Source organism: Gelatiniphilus marinus (assembly GCF_042684345.1).
Taxonomy (GTDB): domain Bacteria; phylum Bacteroidota; class Bacteroidia; order Flavobacteriales; family Flavobacteriaceae; genus Gelatiniphilus; species Gelatiniphilus marinus.
The window spans coordinates 142,484-162,010 of the sequence record NZ_JBHULK010000002.1; the positions used below are offsets into that span (position 1 = coordinate 142,484).

The window sequence follows — 19,527 nt, forward strand, 5'->3', positions numbered from 1 at the left end:
TAAAAATGGGAAATTATTTCAACACCCTTTCATTACGAGACAAATTAAGCCAATTGGCAAAGTGTAGGTTTATGGATGCTTCTGAGTTTGAAGATGGCGTAAACGCTTTAAAAGGAAAAAAAATAGTGATAGTGGGCTGTGGTGCCCAAGGCTTAAACCAAGGGTTGAACATGCGCGACTCCGGTTTAGACATATCGTACGCCTTGCGCGATGCAGCCATTGCAGAAAAGCGCGCTTCTTTTGTAAATGCCACAGAAAACGGCTTTAATGTTGGCACTTACCAAGAACTCATACCTACAGCAGATTTGGTGCTAAACTTAACCCCAGATAAACAGCACACCAATGTTGTAAACACAGTAATGCCTTTAATGAAACAGGGAGCTACCCTATCGTATTCACATGGTTTTAATATAGTTGAAGAAGGTATGCAAATCCGTAAAGACCTTACCGTTATTATGGTAGCGCCAAAATGCCCGGGCACCGAGGTAAGAGAAGAATACAAAAGAGGTTTTGGTGTACCAACACTAATAGCAGTACACGATGAAAACGACCCAGAAGGAAAAGGTTGGGCACAAGCTAAAGCCTATGCCGTAGCTACCGGTGGCGATAGAGCTGGCGTTTTAGCATCGTCTTTTATAGCTGAAGTGAAAAGTGATTTAATGGGCGAACAAACCATTCTTTGTGGGTTGTTACAAACAGGTTCTATCCTTTGTTTTGATAAAATGATAGAAAAAGGAATCGATGCCGGTTATGCTTCAAAATTAATTCAATATGGATGGGAAACCATTACCGAAGGTTTAAAATACGGAGGTATTACCAATATGATGGATAGGCTTTCAAATCCAGCAAAAATAAAAGCCTTTGAATTATCTGAAGAATTAAAAGACATCATGCGACCGTTATTCCATAAACACATGGACGATATTATTGAAGGTCGTTTTTCTGCAGGCATGATGGCCGATTGGGCAAACGATGATAAAGATTTGTTGGGCTGGAGAGCTGAAACTGCTGAAACTGCTTTCGAAAAAACACCTGCAGGCGATGTCGAAATTTCAGAGCAAGAATACTACGATAATGCAGTACTAATGGTAGCCATGGTTAGAGCAGGAGTGGAGTTGGCCTTTGAATCCATGACAGAGTCTGGTATAATTGATGCTTCTGCATATTACGAATCTTTACACGAAACACCTCTTATAGCCAACACCATTGCAAGAAAAAAATTATATGAAATGAATAGTGTAATCTCTGATACAGCAGAGTACGGTTGCTATTTATTCGATCATGCTTGTAAGCCTTTATTAGCAGATTTTATGAAGAAAATTGATACTGATGTTATTGGTAAAACCTATGCCGCCGATAATGGCGACGGTGTGGACAATGCAAGGTTAATTGAGGTTAATGCAGCTTTAAGAAACCACCCCGTTGAAAAGGTTGGTGCTTTCTTGAGAGCCTCAATGACTGCTATGAAACCCATAGTTTAATATAAAATTTTATCCTGCAAGATTTCCCATAAACCTTGTAGGTATTTTTAAAATACAATTAATGAATCAGGAAAAAACCACATATTTTCCTAGTATTAGTGATATAAAGAAAGCTGCCGATACCATTAAAAACGTATCGGCAGTTACCCCTTTAAGTCTTAGTTTTAGATACTCAGAAGCGTATCAAGCTGAAGTTTATTTTAAGCGCGAAGACCTGCAGCAGGTTCGGTCGTACAAAATTAGAGGTGCTTATAACAAAATAAGTTCGTTGTCTAAAGAAGAAGCCAAGAACGGTGTGGTCTGTGCCAGTGCAGGAAACCATGCCCAAGGTGTTGCATTATCTTGTAAACTCTTAAAAATAAAGGGAGTTATTTTTATGCCAGCACCCACACCAAACCAAAAAGTAGAGCAGGTTAAAATGTTTGGCGGCGATTATGTTTCTATCGTTTTAGAAGGCGATACTTTTGATGATGCTTATCATTTGGCAAAAACCGAATGCGAACAATTAAACAAAACATTTATTCATCCTTTTAACGACAAGAAAGTTATTGAAGGACAAGCCACCATTGCTCTTGAGATTTTAGAGCAAGCCACAAAACCTATTGATTATGTATTTGTTGCGGTTGGTGGTGGCGGATTAGCAGCAGGTTTATCAACTGTTTTTAAGCAACTGTCTCCGCAAACCAAAATAATTGGTGTTGAGCCAGAAGGAGCACCATCTATGTCAACTTCAATAGATAACAATAAAATTATCACTTTAGGTAATATAGAGAAATTTATTGACGGTGCTGCTGTTAAGCGTGTTGGCGATTTAAACTTTGCCATTTGTAAGCAAAACCTAGATGACATGATTTGCATACCCGAAGGTAAGGTGTGCCAAACCATTTTAGACCTGTACAACAAAGACGCAATAGTTGTTGAGCCAGCAGGTGCTTTAAGTATTTCGGCTTTGGATTATTATACCAATAAGATAAAAAACAAGAATGTAGTCTGTATAGTTAGCGGTAGTAATAACGATATTACAAGAACCTCTGAAATTAAAGAACGTGCTTTGTTATATACTAATTTAAAGCATTATTTTATTATCAAGTTTCCGCAACGTGCTGGGGCACTAAAAGAATTTGTAGTTGATATTTTGGGTGAAGGCGATAATATTACCTATTTTCAATATGCAAAAAAAACAAATCGAGAAAACGGATACGCCGTTGTTGGTATAGAATTAAAAGCTTCGACTGATCTGCAGCCATTGATTGACAAAATGAAACAGCATAATTTTTACGGCGATTACTTAAACAACAAACCCGATTTGTTTCAGTTCTTGGTATAAACTAAATCGTAAGCATTTTAATGATTGTCGGTAATGTAACATAATTTGTTCGAAACCCGGACTCGATAGTTATTGGGATTGCTTTAGGGTTTCAATCGGCAAATCGCTACCTGTCAAATAGTAATGAGATGCTGAAACAAGTTCAGCATCTCATTACTTTATATTTGCTTATATACAAAAGATGTTATCAAAATTCTCGATATTTACCTTCTAAATATGTATTGGCCTCTTTTGTAGAAAACTTGCCTTTTTTACTGTTCCAGCGTAGGGTTTTGTTAGGAAAACGGCCTGCAATAACTCCTAAAAGGATGGTTTCGGTTAGCTTTGCAGCATAAGAAAACGGTGCGCTACAGGTGTCTTTACCTAAACAAGCATCTACAAATTGATGGTAATGTTTCGGACCTTCAGTAGCATAATTACGAATAGGTTCTCCCATATTGTTTTCTTTTTCAATGGCTTTAATTTCAGATGAAATATCTACATATTCGCCGTTTACAATTTTCTTGGGCAATTGCATAAAATGAGGCAAGAGCAAACGCCCTTTTTCGCCAACAAACATAGCGCCTTGTTCGGGCAAACTTCCGTCGTTGGTGATTTTAGTTTCAAGAGATGTTTTGTCTTCTAAAGACTTTTCATTTTTAACCATAGCCTTGTCTTTGCTTATTGCACCGGGCAATATTAAATCCTTATGGGGTCTTGGAGCTCCTGGGCCATCGTACCAAATCCATTTTAAGGTTTTGGTGGTGTATTTGGTTTGTGGGAATTTATAAGTAACAATATTGTTTTCCGGATACCCAAAGCCGTTCGGCTCACGACATTCGTTTTTTATGGTCTTGGGCACGTCAAGCTCTAGAGCGTTGTACGGTGTATCAAAAATATGAACGCCCATATCGCCAAGTGTGCCACAGCCGTAATCCATAAGTTTTCGCCAATTCATGGGGTGATAAACTTCATTTTTATAGGGGCGTTTAGCCGATGTGCCTAACCATAGGTTCCAATCTAGGGTTTCCGGAATGGGGTCGCTTCCCGTTGGCGGCTCACCATCGTATCCCCAATTTTTAGGCGACCATGCGTGTACGGTATGTACTTTACCTATAATACCAGATTGTATGAGTAAGGTGGCTAGTTTGTAATCGTAAAAAGAATGTACTTGAATACCCATTTGTGTTACCAAGTTTTTTTCTTTAGCGAGTTTGCTCATCGCTCTAGCTTCAGATACATGGTGCGTTAATGGTTTTTGGCAATATACGGGTTTATTCATGTTCATGGCAAGTATAGATGCCGGAGCATGGGTGTGGTCTGGAGTTGAAACTATTACGGCATCAATTTCATTTCTCATTTCCTTCAGCATAATCCGGTAATCTGAAAAAGTTTTAGCTTTAGGGTATAATTGGTGTGCATTGTTGAGGTAGTTTGAATCTACATCGCACAAGGCAACAACATCAACTAGAGGGTGGGATGCTGTGTCTTTAAGATCGGCTAATCCCATGTTGCCAACCCCAATATGTGCCGTTCTAAGTCGGCCTGTTTTGGTTTTGCTAGCACTCATTACTATTGAAGGCGCTAAGGCCAAACCTACAACGCCCAAGCCGCTTTTTTTTAAAAAATCTCTTTTGTCCATACCGTATGTTTTATAGTCTTTTTATCTTAATATTTCTAAACCAAATGGGGCTAGCATGGTCTTGAAGCCCGATGTAGCCCGTTTTATATATGCCGTAATTAGGGCTGTTCTTCCATTTGTCGGAATTCTTTTTTTCTTCCCAAGCTTCGTCCCAGGGTACAAACGATAATAGTTTTTTGCCGTTTAACCAATGCTCGACTCTTTCTGGGGTAAATATGATTTTTGAAGTGTTCCATTCACCAATCGGATTTAATTGTTTTTGAGATTGGTCTGCTGGATGCATGGCATAATCAGATCCTGTTTTTTGCAAAGGTTTTAGTTCTTCCGGTTTTTCGGTGTAGCCCAAACTTTTGTTATAAGCCGTAAGATCGTGTATTTCGGCATAGCCTAAATCGTCTATAAGCTGATATTCGGGGGCTATTTCAGGAATACTAGTATGCCCTTCTTTTACATGATAAAAAATGCCGCTATTTCCTCCTTTTGGTAGTTTCCATTCTACATGCAGCTCAAAATTATCAAACTCTTCGGCGGCATATATAATGTCTTTTCCGCCTTTGTAGTTTTGTTCTAAGCCTAATTTGGTGTCAAAGGTTAGTACGCTGTCTTTTATGGTCCAACCGGGTGGCAAAGCCTCTTCGTTGTATGCGCGCCAACCGTTTAAACTAGAGCCGTTAAAAAGATAGATCCATGCATCAGAGGCTAGCTCTGTGTTTTGGGTTGGTGTTAATGGCTTTGTTTTTTTATCAGATTTACAAGAAAAAAGAAAAAAGCTAATTGCTAAAACCGAAATTAAATGTTTCATTGTAATAAAATTAAACTGTTAAAGGGTGCAAAATTGGTGTGTTTAATACCCGTACTAATATATGTAAAATAGATAAATTAAAGTATAGGCGGCAAGTCTTTATTATACAGATAGCGTGTTTTTGCCGATGAACAACCTAAAACCAAAAAAAATAACAGGCGAAAACGTTTTAGTCCTAAATTTTTTGTTGTTATACAACTAAAGTGTTAAGGATTTTGCATTTCTTTAAAAAAAACGCTAAAATCCAGAAGTGCATCTTTTAAAATATTTTTATTTTCGTTGATATTTAAAAACCTTAATTTTAATATGAAAACTACTTTTTCAGAAATTCCAGATGCTTATAAAATAAAATCGCTCATACATCAAAAAACCTATTTGGTAGATGGCGAATTAAAAGTATGGGAGGGAGAGCAGGCAGAAGTGTATTCTACCATATCCTCTACAGAAACTTATAAGCCTACGCTATTGGGCACAATTCCGCAGTTAGGTGAGAAAGAAGCTTTAGATGTTTTAAATTCCGCTTGTAAAGCATATAATAACGGTCAAGGTTTATGGCCAACCATGAAGGTAATAGACCGTATTGCCTGTATGGAAAAGTTTGTAGAACAAATGAAAACCAAGCGCGATGAGGTGGTTAAGCTTTTAATGTGGGAAATAGGGAAAAACCTAGGTGACTCAGAGAAGGAATTTGATAGAACCGTTGATTATATTTACGACACCATTGAAGCCTACAAGCAAATAGACCGAAACTCGGCTAAGTTTCAAAAAAACTCGGGTGTTAATGCGCACATTCGCAGAGGGCCGTTAGGAGTTGTTTTGTGTTTAGGTCCTTACAATTATCCGCTTAACGAAACATTTACATTGCTTATCCCTGCCTTAATTATGGGAAACCCCGTAATCTTTAAACCTGCTAAAATAGGCGTTTTATTAATTTCGCCTTTATTAGAAGCTTTTCAAAATAGTTTCCCAAAAGGCGTAGTAAATGTTGTTTTTGGTCGAGGCCGTACTTTGGCAACGCCTATAATGAAATCTGGTAAAATAGATGTGTTGGCTTTAATAGGCAATAGTAAATCTGCTAACGCTTTGCAAGCGGTACATCCTAAAGGAAATAGGTTGCGTATGGTTTTAGGTTTAGAGGCTAAAAACCCAGCTATTGTATTACCCGATGCCGATTTAGATTTGGCTGTAGAGGAGTGTATTGCGGGAACATTATCCTTTAACGGGCAACGTTGTACAGCTCTAAAAGTATTGTACGTCCATGAATCTATAGTTGAAGAATTTAATAAACGCTTTTCTAAAAAAGTAGATGCCCTAAAATTTGGAAACCCCTGGGAATCTGGTGCAAAATTAACACCGCTTCCTGAAGCCGATAAACCAGCTTATATTCAAGGATTAATTGATGATGCTTTAGAAAAAGGAGCAAAAAAGCTTAATCAAAAAGGAGGTAAAACCACTGAAAACTTTATTTTCCCTGCTGTTTTATATCCTGTTACAAAAGACATGCGAGTATATAAAGAAGAGCAATTTGGCCCTGTAATTCCTGTAGTACCGTTTTCTGATATTGAAGAACCGCTAAACGATATGGCCCAGTCTAACTACGGCCAGCAAGTAAGTTTGTTTGGCAAAGATATAGACACGCTTTCTCCGCTAATCGATGCCCTTGTAAATTTAGTTTGTAGGGTAAACCTAAATAGCTCTTGCCAACGCGGACCAGACGTTTACCCATTTACAGGAAGAAAAGATTCGGCTTACGGGACACTAAGTGTGCACGATGCACTGCGTTCGTTTTCAATAAGAACATTTGTGGCATCAAAAGACAACGCTTATAACAATGCTATTTTAAAGGGCTTGTTAGATAAAAAATCGTCTAATTTTATAAGCACCGATTATATTCTATAAGCCTAGAAAAAATAATATTTTAATTATACCCTCTTTTATGTGAATTATTTAAAACTAAAAGAGGGTTTTTTATAAAATTCGATAATTATTTAAAAAAAACACCATGCATTTGCCGATACTGTATTTTATTTTATAATTTTACACTCAATGAATTCAAATAAAAATAAAATACGTACGTTTACTCCCAGTTTGCGCTCTCGCAAGCGCCGCCGCTAGTTCTTCTGTTTAGCCCCATTATCGTTACGTTAAATTTTATTTTTTTATCATGTTTATATCAAGTTTTCAGTTTCAACAAACAACAATAGTTCCTTTTAATAGCAGGAATTTCGTTCGCCGTGTTTTTGTACGTCGCCCGTAAGGGTATGTCTTAATATTATTGAGCCTAGGTGAGTCCGGTTCAGCTTTTATAAAACTACAATAAACCAAAACACAACATAAAACAAAACAAGATAATGGACGTCATTATTGCCGATAAATCACATAGTATTTACGCTCAGATTATTTGCGACACAATTGCAGAATCTGCAAATGTTAGAGGAACAGGTATAGCCAAACGAACTCCAGAATACGTTATTAGTAAAATGGAAAATGGCAACGCCGTTATTGCACTAGACGGGAAAACCTTTGCCGGATTTTGCTACATTGAAGCTTGGGGACACGGTAAATTTGTTGCTAATTCCGGTTTAATAGTACATCCGGATTACAGAGGAAAAGGGCTGGCTAAGCGCATTAAGATTAAAATTTTCGAACATTCAAGAAACAAGTTTCCAAACTCCAAGGTTTTTAGTATTACTACCGGATTGGCCGTTATGAAAATGAACAGCGATTTAGGTTATAAGCCAGTAACGTTTTCAGAATTAACAGACGACCAGTCCTTTTGGAAAGGCTGCCAAACCTGTAAAAACTATGATGTACTGCAAAGAACCAAACAATCCATGTGCTTATGTACAGGCATGTTATTCGATCCCAATAAAAGAGAACCTGCAACAGCGCACAAACATAGCTATGACAAGAAAGTTTGGACCAGATTAAAGAACATAAAACAAAGTATGTTTTTTAAAAAAAATAAAAAATAAAAATCGAGATAATTAATCTTTAGCAGCCAAAATAAGGCCTTAAAAAAACATAATTAAAATGAATAAATTAGTAATAGCATACAGTGGCGGATTAGATACTTCGTACTGTGCCGTAAGCTTATCGAAAAAATACGAAGTGCACGCCGTTAGTGTTAACACAGGCGGATTTACGCAACAAGAAATAAAAGAAATTGAAAGCAACGCCTATAAAATGGGTGTAGCTACTTATAAAAATATCGATGCCGTATCTACGTTTTACCAAAAAGTAGTAAGGTATTTAATTTTTGGTAATGTATTAAAAAACAATACTTATCCTTTGTCTGTAAGCGCAGAGCGTATTATTCAAGCCATAGAAATTGTAGAATATGCCAAAAGCATTGGTGCAGAATATATCGCACACGGTAGTACGGGCGCAGGAAACGACCAAGTACGTTTCGATATGATTTTTCAAACCTTGGCACCAAATATAAAAATTATTACACCTATTAGAGACCAAAAACTTACTCGTCAAGAAGAGATAGATTTTCTTAAAAGCAACGGTATCGATATGTCTTGGGACAAAGCAAAATACTCTATAAACAAAGGGCTTTGGGGTACTAGTGTTGGTGGCGAAGAAACGCTAACGTCTAAAAAACCATTACCAGAAGAAGCCTACCCGTCGCAATTAAAACATGCCGAAGAAGAAAAAGTAACCTTAACCTTTTTAAAAGGCGAATTAATAGCTGTAAACGGTGTAGAAAACGACCCAGAAATTAATATTGAAGTGCTAAATAGTTTGGCTTCACCTTATGCTATTGGCAGGGATATTCACGTTGGCGATACCATTGTTGGTATTAAAGGGCGCGTTGGTTTTGAAGCAGCGGCAGCTCTAATTACCATTAAAGCACACCATTTGCTAGAAAAGCACACACTTACCAAATGGCAGTTGCAGCACAAAGAGTATTTGTCTAGTTTTTACGGTATGCACTTACACGAAGGCCAGTATTTAGATCCGGTAATGCGAGATATTGAAGCCTTTTTACAAAACAGTCAAGATAAAGTAAGTGGCGATGTTGTGGTAACTTTAAAGCCTTATCATTTTTCTTTAGATGGTATTGTTTCTAAACACGATTTAATGAGTGCTAAATTTGGAAGTTACGGGGAAGAAAACAAAGCGTGGACAGCCGATGATGCCAAAGGATTCATAAAAATTCTAGGCAATCAAAATAAGATATATCAACAAGTAAATTCGTAAGTTTAGACCTGACAGGTCTAATTTGAAACACAATATAAAATGAAAAACATAAAAGTAGGAATTATTGGAGGCGCAGGATATACCGCAGGCGAATTGATAAGGCTGTTGATGCACCACAGCAAAGCCGAAATTAATTTTGTGTTTAGCACATCGAACGCAGGAAACTATATTAGTGATATTCATCAAGATTTGGTGGGGAATTTAGATTTGAAATTTACAGATACCATCAACCCCAATATCGATGTGTTATTTTTGTGCTTAGGTCATGGTAATTCTGTAAAATTTTTAGAAAGTAACACCTTTTCAAAGGATACGAAAATTATTGATTTAGGAAACGATTTTAGATTGGAAGCCGATAAGGTTTTCAATGGAAAAACTTTTGTTTACGGTTTGCCAGAATTACAAAAAGAAGCCATTAAAAAAGCCAATTATATTGCAAACCCGGGTTGTTTTGCAACCGCCATCCAATTGGCATTATTGCCTTTGGCAGAAAATGCATTGCTAAAAAACGATGTACACATTAATGCCGTAACGGGAGCGACTGGCGCCGGAACATCCTTATCTAAAACAACTCATTTTGCATGGCGCGACAATAATTTCTCCTATTACAAACCTTTTACGCATCAGCATTTGGCAGAAATTAATCAATCGGTAAAACAATTGCAAAATAATTTTTCGTCAGAGCTTGTATTTATGCCTAATCGAGGTGATTTTTCAAGAGGTATTTTCGCAACGCTTTACACCCAATACAATGGCAGTTTAGAAGAGGCTAAAACACTTTTTAAGAATTATTATAAAGATGCTAAATATACAATTGTATCAGATAACGACATTCATTTAAAGCAAGTGGTAAACACAAATAATTGTTTAATTCATTTACATAAACACGAAAACAAATTACTCATTACAAGTTGTATTGATAATTTATTAAAAGGGGCCTCAGGTCAAGCGGTTCAAAATATGAATTTAATGTTTGGTTTAGAAGAGACGGAAGGAATTCAGTTAAAAGCAAATTTCTTTTAATAGCATGTTTTTATTTCCGCAAAGACGGAAATCTCATGCCCACAGCATCAAAATTAAAGGATTCCCTCCTTTGAGGGAATAACAAAAAATAAATCTATATGAAAATAGCCATTATAGGAACAGGAAACTTAGGAAAATCTATTGCGAAGGGTTTAATTACCAGCAATGCGATTACTACGTTATATTTAACACGACGGCATTTAGAAGCGATTCAAGAGTTTGAGGGCTATAAAAACGTGTATTTAACCAGTGATAATGCTGAAGCTGTGAAGCAATCAGACATTATTATTTTCGCTGTTCAACCCGCACATTTTGAAACAATCTTACACAGTATAAAACCCTTATTAACCGAAAAACACGTGTTAATTTCTACCATTACTGGGTTTTTAACGTCAAGAATGGAAAGTGTTGTTGGTGAAGACCAATTTATTATTCGTGCCATGCCCAACACGGCAATCGCTGTGGGGAAATCGATTACCTGTTTGTGCAGCAACGAAAAAGGTGCAGAACGCATTAAAATTGCCGAAGCTATCTTTAACCGCTTAGGGACTTCTGTTAGTATTCCAGAGAACAAAATGCAAGCGGCAACCGTGGTTTGTGCAAGTGGTATTGCCTTTTGGATGCGATTAATTAGAGCGAGTACACAGGCAGCCATTCAATTGGGTTTTGAAGCCGAAATTGCTCAAGAATTAGCCATGCATACCTGCGAAGGTGCGGCTAGTTTATTAATAGCCACTGGTAATCATCCAGAGCAAGAAATTGATAAAGTAACTACGCCTAAAGGCTGTACTATTGAGGGCTTAAATGAAATGGAACATAAAGGCTTAAGTTCGTCTTTAATTCAAGGTATGATCGCCTCGTTTAATAAAATTAACACTATAAAAACAGAACAATTATGAGTTTATTTGATGTATATCCGTTGTTCGATATTACACCCGTTAAAGCAAAAGATGTTTTTGTTTACGATAAAAACGGTATAGAATATTTAGATCTTTACGGTGGGCATGCTGTAATTTCAATTGGGCATTCGCACCCAGAATATGTGAGTTCGTTAAGCAATCAATTAAACCATATTGGGTTTTATAGCAACTCTATTCAAAACCCCTTACAGGTAGAATTGGCTCAAGACATTGAGACGCTTTCGGGTTGTAAAGATTATCAGTTGTTTTTATGTAACTCTGGAGCCGAAGCTAATGAGAATGCTTTAAAATTGGCATCCTTCCAAACGGGGAAATCTAAAGTTATAGCTTTTAAAAACGGGTTTCACGGTCGTACATCGGCAGCCGTAGCCGCGACCGATAATGCTAAAATTATAGCCCCAATTAATGCGCAACAAGAAGTGGAACGTTTTGAGTTGGGTGATTTAAAAGGTGTTGAAAACGCCTTAGCAAAAAACGATGTTTGCGCCATTATTATTGAAACCATCCAAGGTATTGGTGGTTTAGATGAGGTTTCTACCGAATTTTTCAAAGGTTTAGAAGCCCTTTCTAAAAAGTATAACACCATGTTAATTGCAGACGAAATTCAATGCGGATTTGGAAGAACTGGCGATTTTTTTGCCTTTCAAAAACATGGGATAACACCAGATATTATCTCGATGGCAAAAGGTATGGGTAACGGGTTTCCCATTGGTGGTATTTTAATTCATCCGTCTATAAAAGCCTCTTATGGCTTATTAGGAACTACTTTTGGCGGCAACCATTTAGCCTGTGCTGCATCATTAGCCGTTTTAAAGGTATTGCGATGTGAAAATTTAATGGAGAATGCCAAAACAGTTTCCAATTATTTTGCAGAAAAAGCCAAAGCAATACCACAAATAAAAGCGGTAAAAGGCAGAGGGCTCATGTTAGGATTGGAATTTGATTTTCCGATAGCCGATTTGCGAAAGGATTTAATTTATAAACATCATATCTTTACAGGAAGTGCTAAAAACCCTAATTTATTAAGAATTCTTCCACCTTTAACCATTCAAAAAAAGCATGTTGATCTGTTTTTTGAAGCTCTAAAAAAAGCATTATAGCATCAGAAAAACTAAAAATTAGTGATGACAAACTAGAAGGTTTCAGTTTGATCTAAAGGCAAGACCAATGAAAAAGTACACCAACATATCCGACATTAAAAACTTCTCTCAAGCCATTGAAGAGGCTATTCAGCTAAAAAAAAATCCGCTAAAGTTTTCAGCATTAGGAAAACACAAAACATTAGGATTGTTATTCTTTAATTCGAGTTTACGCACACGATTAAGCACGCAAAAAGCAGCTCTAAATTTAGGTATGGATCCTATAGTGATGAATGTTTCTGGTGATGCATGGGGTATTGAGTTTGAAGATGGCCGTGTGATGAATGGCTCTACCGCAGAGCATATTAAAGAAGCCGCAGCCGTGGTGTCGCAATACTGCGATATTATTGCAGTTAGGGCATTTCCAACCTTAACGGATAAAAGTAAAGACGAAAGTGAACACGTGCTTAAAGCCTTTACAAAATACGCCACAATTCCTGTTGTAAGTATGGAAAGTGCCACGGCGCATCCGTTACAAGGGTTTACTGATGCTATCACGATAACCGAGCATAAAAAAACAGCCAAACCAAAAGTTGTTTTAACGTGGGCACCGCATGTAAAAGCTTTGCCACATGCCGTAGCCAATAGCTTTATAAATGCCATGCAAAATATGGATGTCGATTTTGTAATTACACACCCTGAACACTACGATTTAAATCCTGAGATTGTTGGGCAAACCCCGGTAATGTATAATCAAGAAGACGCTTTAAAAGATGCCGATTTTGTGTATGCAAAAAATTGGAGCGCTTATCATGACTATGGTAAAATACTAAAAACAGATTTGGATTGGATGGTAACTAAAGAAAAATTAGGCGACGCTAAATTTATGCACTGTTTACCGGTAAGACGAAATGTAGTGGTTGAAGATGCTGTTTTAGATAGTGATAATTCACTGGTAATCGAGCAGGCCAACAATAGAACGTATGCGGCACAATGGGTTTTGAAAAGTATTTTAGAAGGTTTAAAATCGTAACATGCAAACACTAAAAGTTATAAAAATAGGCGGTAATATTATTGATAACCAGCAAGCGTTAGATGCTTTTATTGAAGCGTTCTCTAAAATTGAAGGCCCAAAGATTTTGGTGCACGGTGGCGGAAAATTGGCCACAAAATTAGCCAATCAAATGGGAGTTGAGGTTAAAATGACCAATGGCCGACGTATTACAGATGCCAATACTTTAGATATAATTACCATGGTTTATGCTGGTAAAATCAACAAAAATATAGTCGCAAAATTACAGGCAAATCGGTGCAATGCCATTGGGTTTTCTGGTGCCGATGGAAACGCTATCGTTTCGGAAAAACGCCCTGTTAAAGATATTGATTACGGTTTTGTTGGTGATGTAGTAAAGGTAAATACAGATGCATTAGAAGTATTGCTAAACAATAAAATAACGCCTGTTTTTTGTGCGATTACTCACGATGAAAACGGTCAGCTTCTCAACACCAATGCCGATACTATTGCATCGGCATTAGCTATAGGTTTTGCTAAAATTTATCAAACCGAATTGTATTACTGTTTCGAGAAAAACGGCGTGTTGCAAGATGTAAATGATGCGGATTCTGTTATAGAAAATATCAATTCAGACAATTACAAAACACTAATTAGCGATGGCGTAATTGCAGATGGCATGTTACCAAAACTTAATAATTGCTTTCACGCCATAGAAAATAACGTGTATAAAGTATGTATTGGAAAACCAGAAATGCTTTTTAATTTAAATAACAAACACACCACAATTCAAGCCTAATGGATGCTATAAAACAATTAACAAACGACGCTATAAACTTGCTTAAAAGTCTTATTGAAACCCAATCTTTTTCTACAGAAGAAGACCAAACAGCGGCACTTATCGAGAATTGGTTGGCGGCTAAAAATATAGACTATACACGTACTAAAAATAACGTCTGGGCTATTAATAAACATTTTGATAAAAGTAAACCAACACTGCTTTTAAACTCGCATCACGATACGGTAAAACCCAATAACGGTTATACCAAAAACCCGTTTAAAGCCATAGAAGAAAACGGTAAATTATACGGTTTGGGTAGTAATGATGCTGGGGGCTGTTTGGTGTCTTTAATCGCAACTTTCACTTATTTTTATAACCAAGAGCACTTAAAATATAATTTGGTTTTGGTCGCTTCCGCGGAAGAAGAAAACAGTGGTCCAAACGGGCTAAATAGCATGCTATCCATCATTCCGAAAGTAGATGTGGCCATTGTGGGCGAACCCACTTTAATGCATTTAGCTGTTGCCGAAAAAGGTTTGGTGGTTTTTGATGCCGTAATAAAAGGTACGCCAAGTCATGCCGCACACCCAAACGACGATAATGCCATTTATAAAGCTATACCCGTTTTAAAATGGTTTAAAGATTTTAGATTTAGAGAAACCTCTGAAGCCTTAGGCGATGTGAAAATGACGGTGACTCAAATTAATGCTGGCGTGCAGCACAATGCCGTTCCTGCCGATGTGAAATTGGTGATTGATGTGCGTGTTAACGATAAATATTCCAATCAAGAGATTGCCGATTTATTAGTGGCAAACGCACCATGCGATAGTATTGTGCCACGAAGTTTAAGGTTGAATTCCTCATCTATTCCAATAGACCACGAGTTGGTGCAAGCGGGCATCGCTTTAGGTAGAACAACTTACGGGTCGCCAACATTATCGGATCAAGCGGTATTAAGCTGTCCGAGTTTGAAATTAGGACCGGGGGATAGCACGCGTTCGCACTCGGCAGATGAATTTATATATTTGAATGAAATTGAAGAAGGTGTGCAAATTTATATTGATTTGTTGAATAAAGTGATTATTTAACGTCATAACGAGGAGAGAAGCGACGTGGTTATCTTATGATAGTAGTAGTAATTATCAAAAGATTGCCGCACTGCGTTCGCAATGACGGTTATGAATAGAGAGCTGTTAGCTAACGTCATAACGAGGAGAGAAACGACGTGGTTATCTCATGATAGTAGCAGTAATTATCAAAAGATTGCCACACTGCGTTCGCAATGACGGTATTAATTAAAAGATTGCCGCACTGCGTTCGCAATGACGGTAATGAATAGAGTTGTTAGCTAACGTCATAACGAGGAGAGAAACGACGTGGTTATCTCATGATAGTAGCAGTAATTATCAAAAGATTGCCGCACTACGTTCGCAATGACGGTATTAATTAAAAGATTGCCGCACTACGTTCGCAATGGCGGTTATGAATAAAGAGATGAGATAACGTCATAACGAGGAGAGAAGCGACGTGGTTATCTTATGATAGAGGCAGTAATAATTAAAAGATTGCCACACTGCGTTCGCAATGACGGTATTAATTAAAAGATTGCCGCACTGCGTTCGCAATGACGGTTATGAATAGAGCTGTTAGCTAACGTCATAACGAGGAGAGAAGTGACGTGGTTATCTTATGATAATAGTAGTGATAATTAAAAGATTGCCGCACTACGTTCGCAATGACGGTAATGAATAGAGCTGTTAGCTAACGTCATAACGAGGAGAGAAGCGACGTGGTTATCTCATGATAGTAGCAGTAATTATCAAAAGATTGCCACACTGCGTTCGCAATGACGGTAATGAATAGAGCTGTTAGCTAACGTCATAACGAGGAGAGAAGCGACGTGGTTATCTCATGATAGTAGCAGTAATTATCAAAAGATTGCCACACTACGTTCGCAATGACGGTATTAATTAAAAGATTGCCGCACTGCGTTCGCAATGGCGGATACAAATAAACAAATAAACTTTTTACAAAATGAAACTTTGGGATAAAGGATTTACAATAGACAAACAAATTGAACAATTTACGGTTGGTAACGATAGGGAAATCGATATTCACATAGCAAAATACGATGTTATCGCTTCGAAAGCACATGCTAAAATGCTTAAAAAAATTGGTATTATAACCGATAAGGAGTTAGAAGATTTGTTAAGCGGATTAAAAACTTTAGAAGACCAGATTGAAAACGGCAGCTTTGTTATTGATGCACAATTTGAAGATGTGCATTCTAAAATAGAATTCGAATTGACTAAACAACTTGGCGAAGTGGGTAAAAAAATCCACACGGCACGTTCAAGAAACGATCAGGTTCTAGTGGCACTCCATTTGTATTTTAAAGCTAATTTAATAGATATAAAATCGAAAACCAAAACCTTTTTCGACACCTTATTGCAATTGGCCAACACACATAAAGATAATTTATTACCGGGCTATACGCATTTACAAGTGGCCATGCCATCCTCGTTTGGTTTGTGGTTTTCGGCCTATGCCGAGTTATTAATTGACGATGTTTATTTATTAAACGCTGCCATAAAAACGGTAGATCAAAACCCCTTAGGCTCTGCAGCGGGTTACGGTAGTTCTTTCCCTATAGATAGAGCCTTCACAACCCAAGAAATGGGTTTTGAAACCTTAAAATATAATGTGGTTGCCGCACAAATGAGTCGCGGTAAAAGCGAGCGCACTATTGCCGCTACTTTAGGAAGTTTAGCCAATACCATGTCGCGTTTTGCTATGGATGTCTGTTTGTATATGAGTCAGAATTTCGGATTTATCACCTTTCCAGACGAGCTAACCACAGGTAGTAGTATCATGCCACATAAAAAAAACCCAGATGTGTTCGAACTCATTCGAGGCAAGTGCAATAAGATACAAGCCCTACAAACCGAAATGGTTTTAATCACCAATAATTTACCAAGTGGTTACCATAGAGATTTTCAGTTATTAAAAGAAAATACTATAGCTGCTTTTGAAGAGTTAAAAGCCATTTTAGATATATTTAATTACGCCATTCAGCAAATTATTGTAAACGAAATTGATTTAAACGACGATAAATACAAATACCTATTTACCGTAGATAATATTAATAATCTTGTGGTTGATGGTATGAGTTTTAGGGAAGCTTACCAAGAAATTGGCGGCCAAGTGCAAGCCGGAACTTATAAACCGGATATGAGCAAGGAGCATTCCCATATTGGGAGTATTCATAATTTGAGTTTGGAAGCTATAAGAGCGAAGTTTCCGGATTAGGGTTATACTTGCTTTTAATTACCATATTAAAAAAATAGGTTTAATTTAGTATTTTTAATATAAGACAGGTTAACATATTTTTTTGGTTTAGAACAGTTTGATTGATAAAGTGGTAGATAAACAATAGCGTTGACTCTAAAGTGCTATTTTTATTAATAAGTGTATATTTAAAAAAACTGGTTTTAAGCTCAAGAAAGGTGAAACATTAGCATTCAATAATCTAGCGTTTGGAAAACAATAAAAAGAATATAAAATATAAATTCTATTCGTTTTTTGCCAAGTACTCTTTAATGGAGAACTATGGGTTTACAGCTGGTTTTTCAATTCGAATATTCAGAAAGTTTATACCGCAAATTCCCGAGCAGCACAGCTTCGAGTTTTATCTTAATTCCCAATTAAAACAAAGCACTGTAAACAGTATTGTTGACGAATTAAGCCAATTGTTGGCACAACCAGCGTATCAAGCATCTGTTGCAAAAGATTTAAACCATGCCATATCCGGTCTGTGTTCGCAAATTATTTCCTATGGTCTGGATCATGAATTTCAGTCCTTTTTTGATAAGCTTAATATCGACTCGAAATGTTACAAAGAATTACTGGGTCTGGCAAGTGCTCTTTCTGCAGACGATAATATTGAGGTGAGAAAGATTCAATATGTATTGGATGAGGTATCTAACACCATTATAAAACTACGCGAGTTTAAAAATATTACAGGTACATCGATGCATTTAACGGTGGTAATAAAAAGCCTTTTAAATTATGTAAAGCGCATAAAAATATTATTGGATTTAAAAAACGACATCTTATCGAAAAAAAAATGGGAATACCTTATTAAAGATTACATTTTATACACTAAATCTAAAAACAGCTTAAAAGAGTTTTTTGTTTCCCATACCGATCTTTTGGCTTTTGAAATTGTTGAGCATACCGCACAAAAAGGAGAAAAATATGTAGCCGAAAACAAAAAGGAATATCTGTCTTTTTTTAAGAAAGGATTGTTGGGAGGCCTTATTATTTCAATTTTCGCTTTTTTTAAGATAATCGTTGATTCTTCTGTTTCCGCTACATTGCCACTGGCTTTTTTATACAGTATTAATTATGCGCTTTGTTTTGTAATTGTGTATTTTTTGGGTGGTACCATTGCTACCAAACAACCCGCCATGACCGCTTCGACCATTGCTAAAAACATAGATAAAGATGGGGATTTTAAAATAGATAGCCTTAATAGCATAATATTATTGCTCAGAAAAATTTCGAGGAGTCAATTTATATCTTTGTTGGGTAATTTTATCACAGCATTTTCAGTCTCTTGCCTAATTGGGTTTTTGCTCACATTGGTAGCTTATCTAAATCCAATAAGCGCAAATAAATCAATAACTCTTATCGAGCAGGTTTTTCCGTTTTCTGGTGGCGCCATTTATTATGCAGCCATAGCTGGTGTGTTTTTGTCTTTATCGGGTTTTATCTCTGGTTATTTTGACAATAAGGTTAAAAGGTTAAATTTAGCCTATAGGATACAGCACAATAAGTTGTTGTCTGGGTTTTTTTCAGAACATAAACTTAAGCGCCTCTCGTTGGTTGTAGAGCGTAATTTAGGGGTTTATGCGGGTAACATTAGCCTTGGGTTTTTTCTAGGTTCTGCTTTTTTGTTAAGTTATTTAATGCCTTTTAGTATAGATATAAGGCATATTGCTTTTAGTTCTTCAAACGTAGGTTATGGCATTATAAACCATACCTTTGGTATAACTACTGTTGCATGGGCGCTGCTTAGTGTTTTTTTAATTGGTGCGGTTAATTTTTTTGTTAGTTTTTCCATGACATTTTTATTGGTTCTTAAGTCCAGAGGCTTAAAAATTAGTAATCTTGGTAGATTGGTGCGGTTAAGCTTAAAAGATATTATAAAAAATCCTTTGGATTATATAATAATTAGAAACAAGAAATAAACGGGTAAAGTATGTTTATA

General features: G+C 36.8%; 15 protein-coding genes. 13 read left to right on the forward strand and 2 right to left on the reverse strand.

The features are described from left to right. Positions 1-5 precede the first annotated feature (5 nt). Together ilvC and ilvA are read left to right on the forward strand one after the other, a co-directional pair. Positions 6-1,481: a ketol-acid reductoisomerase gene (gene ilvC, locus ACFSQS_RS05790; RefSeq protein ID WP_388015518.1), complete on the forward strand. Its 1,476-nt coding sequence runs from the start codon at positions 6-8 to the stop codon at positions 1,479-1,481. Positions 1,482-1,542: 61 nt separating this feature from the next. After that, positions 1,543-2,808 carry a threonine ammonia-lyase IlvA gene (gene ilvA, locus ACFSQS_RS05795; protein WP_388015520.1) on the forward strand — a complete coding sequence of 422 codons (1,266 nt, stop codon included), beginning with the start codon at positions 1,543-1,545 and terminating at the stop codon, positions 2,806-2,808. Between the two features lie 187 nt (positions 2,809-2,995). On the opposite strand, the gene ACFSQS_RS05800 is transcribed toward ilvA, so the two are convergent. Together ACFSQS_RS05800 and ACFSQS_RS05805 are read right to left on the reverse strand one after the other, a co-directional pair. Then, entirely contained in the window at positions 2,996-4,429 is a 1,434-nt protein-coding gene (locus tag ACFSQS_RS05800) for a Gfo/Idh/MocA family protein (protein WP_388015523.1), read from the reverse strand. Positions 4,430-4,439: 10 nt separating this feature from the next. After that, a complete protein-coding gene (locus ACFSQS_RS05805) occupies positions 4,440-5,231 on the reverse strand; it encodes a 3-keto-disaccharide hydrolase (protein ID WP_388015526.1) in 792 nt (263 codons plus the stop codon). Positions 5,232-5,537: 306 nt separating this feature from the next. On the opposite strand from ACFSQS_RS05805, the gene ACFSQS_RS05810 reads away from it, so the two are divergent. The 11 genes from ACFSQS_RS05810 to ACFSQS_RS05860 all read left to right on the forward strand — a co-directional run bounded on the left by ACFSQS_RS05810 (position 5,538) and on the right by ACFSQS_RS05860 (position 19,507). Further along, positions 5,538-7,130, forward strand: a complete 1,593-nt coding sequence (locus ACFSQS_RS05810) for an NADP-dependent glyceraldehyde-3-phosphate dehydrogenase (RefSeq protein ID WP_388015529.1) — start codon at positions 5,538-5,540, stop codon at positions 7,128-7,130. A gap of 452 nt (positions 7,131-7,582) precedes the next feature. Then, positions 7,583-8,206, forward strand: coding sequence for a GNAT family N-acetyltransferase (locus ACFSQS_RS05815; protein WP_388015532.1), 624 nt, complete (start codon positions 7,583-7,585; stop codon positions 8,204-8,206). Positions 8,207-8,264: 58 nt separating this feature from the next. Beyond that, positions 8,265-9,440 (forward strand): argininosuccinate synthase, encoded by a 1,176-nt coding sequence (locus tag ACFSQS_RS05820; RefSeq protein WP_388015535.1) that lies wholly within the window; start codon positions 8,265-8,267, stop codon positions 9,438-9,440. Between the two features lie 39 nt (positions 9,441-9,479). Further along, positions 9,480-10,463, forward strand: a complete 984-nt coding sequence (argC, locus tag ACFSQS_RS05825; protein WP_388015538.1) for an N-acetyl-gamma-glutamyl-phosphate reductase — start codon at positions 9,480-9,482, stop codon at positions 10,461-10,463. Positions 10,464-10,561: 98 nt separating this feature from the next. Beyond that, positions 10,562-11,362: a pyrroline-5-carboxylate reductase gene (gene proC, locus ACFSQS_RS05830; protein ID WP_388015541.1), complete on the forward strand. Its 801-nt coding sequence runs from the start codon at positions 10,562-10,564 to the stop codon at positions 11,360-11,362. Next, the gene (locus ACFSQS_RS05835; RefSeq protein ID WP_388015544.1) at positions 11,359-12,483 is read left to right on the forward strand and encodes an aspartate aminotransferase family protein; all 1,125 of its coding nucleotides are present in this window, start codon (positions 11,359-11,361) and stop codon (positions 12,481-12,483) included. Before proC ends, ACFSQS_RS05835 begins: the two co-directional genes overlap by 4 nt. A gap of 67 nt (positions 12,484-12,550) precedes the next feature. Then, entirely contained in the window at positions 12,551-13,495 is a 945-nt protein-coding gene (locus ACFSQS_RS05840; RefSeq protein WP_153268150.1) for an N-acetylornithine carbamoyltransferase, read from the forward strand. Between the two features lies 1 nt (position 13,496). Beyond that, entirely contained in the window at positions 13,497-14,273 is a 777-nt protein-coding gene (gene argB, locus ACFSQS_RS05845) for an acetylglutamate kinase (RefSeq protein WP_388015548.1), read from the forward strand. Further along, on the forward strand, positions 14,273-15,343 hold the full coding sequence (locus ACFSQS_RS05850; RefSeq protein WP_388015551.1) for a M20 family metallo-hydrolase: 1,071 nt from the start codon (positions 14,273-14,275) through the stop codon (positions 15,341-15,343). Before argB ends, ACFSQS_RS05850 begins: the two co-directional genes overlap by 1 nt. Positions 15,344-16,289: 946 nt before the next feature. Beyond that, positions 16,290-17,564 carry an argininosuccinate lyase gene (gene argH / locus ACFSQS_RS05855; RefSeq protein WP_388015554.1) on the forward strand — a complete coding sequence of 425 codons (1,275 nt, stop codon included), beginning with the start codon at positions 16,290-16,292 and terminating at the stop codon, positions 17,562-17,564. Between the two features lie 227 nt (positions 17,565-17,791). Continuing rightward, positions 17,792-19,507 carry a hypothetical protein gene (locus ACFSQS_RS05860; RefSeq protein WP_388015557.1) on the forward strand — a complete coding sequence of 572 codons (1,716 nt, stop codon included), beginning with the start codon at positions 17,792-17,794 and terminating at the stop codon, positions 19,505-19,507. The last annotated feature ends 20 nt before the right edge of the window (positions 19,508-19,527 follow it).

What these genes read in the sequence shown, in the direction of transcription:
- ACFSQS_RS05805 (WP_388015526.1), bottom strand. Translation starts at nt 5,231, where the DNA reads ATGAAACATTTAATTTCGGTTTTAGCAATTAGCTTTTTTCTTTTTTCT.
- ACFSQS_RS05850 (WP_388015551.1), top strand. Translation starts at nt 14,273, where the DNA reads ATGGATGCTATAAAACAATTAACAAACGACGCTATAAACTTGCTTAAA.
- ACFSQS_RS05820 (WP_388015535.1), top strand. Translation starts at nt 8,265, where the DNA reads ATGAATAAATTAGTAATAGCATACAGTGGCGGATTAGATACTTCGTAC.
- argC (WP_388015538.1), top strand. Translation starts at nt 9,480, where the DNA reads ATGAAAAACATAAAAGTAGGAATTATTGGAGGCGCAGGATATACCGCA.
- ACFSQS_RS05800 (WP_388015523.1), bottom strand. Translation starts at nt 4,429, where the DNA reads ATGGACAAAAGAGATTTTTTAAAAAAAAGCGGCTTGGGCGTTGTAGGT.
- ACFSQS_RS05815 (WP_388015532.1), top strand. Translation starts at nt 7,583, where the DNA reads ATGGACGTCATTATTGCCGATAAATCACATAGTATTTACGCTCAGATT.
- ACFSQS_RS05810 (WP_388015529.1), top strand. Translation starts at nt 5,538, where the DNA reads ATGAAAACTACTTTTTCAGAAATTCCAGATGCTTATAAAATAAAATCG.
- ilvA (WP_388015520.1), top strand. Translation starts at nt 1,543, where the DNA reads ATGAATCAGGAAAAAACCACATATTTTCCTAGTATTAGTGATATAAAG.
- ACFSQS_RS05835 (WP_388015544.1), top strand. Translation starts at nt 11,359, where the DNA reads ATGAGTTTATTTGATGTATATCCGTTGTTCGATATTACACCCGTTAAA.
- ACFSQS_RS05840 (WP_153268150.1), top strand. Translation starts at nt 12,551, where the DNA reads ATGAAAAAGTACACCAACATATCCGACATTAAAAACTTCTCTCAAGCC.
- proC (WP_388015541.1), top strand. Translation starts at nt 10,562, where the DNA reads ATGAAAATAGCCATTATAGGAACAGGAAACTTAGGAAAATCTATTGCG.
- argH (WP_388015554.1), top strand. Translation starts at nt 16,290, where the DNA reads ATGAAACTTTGGGATAAAGGATTTACAATAGACAAACAAATTGAACAA.
- ilvC (WP_388015518.1), top strand. Translation starts at nt 6, where the DNA reads ATGGGAAATTATTTCAACACCCTTTCATTACGAGACAAATTAAGCCAA.
- argB (WP_388015548.1), top strand. Translation starts at nt 13,497, where the DNA reads ATGCAAACACTAAAAGTTATAAAAATAGGCGGTAATATTATTGATAAC.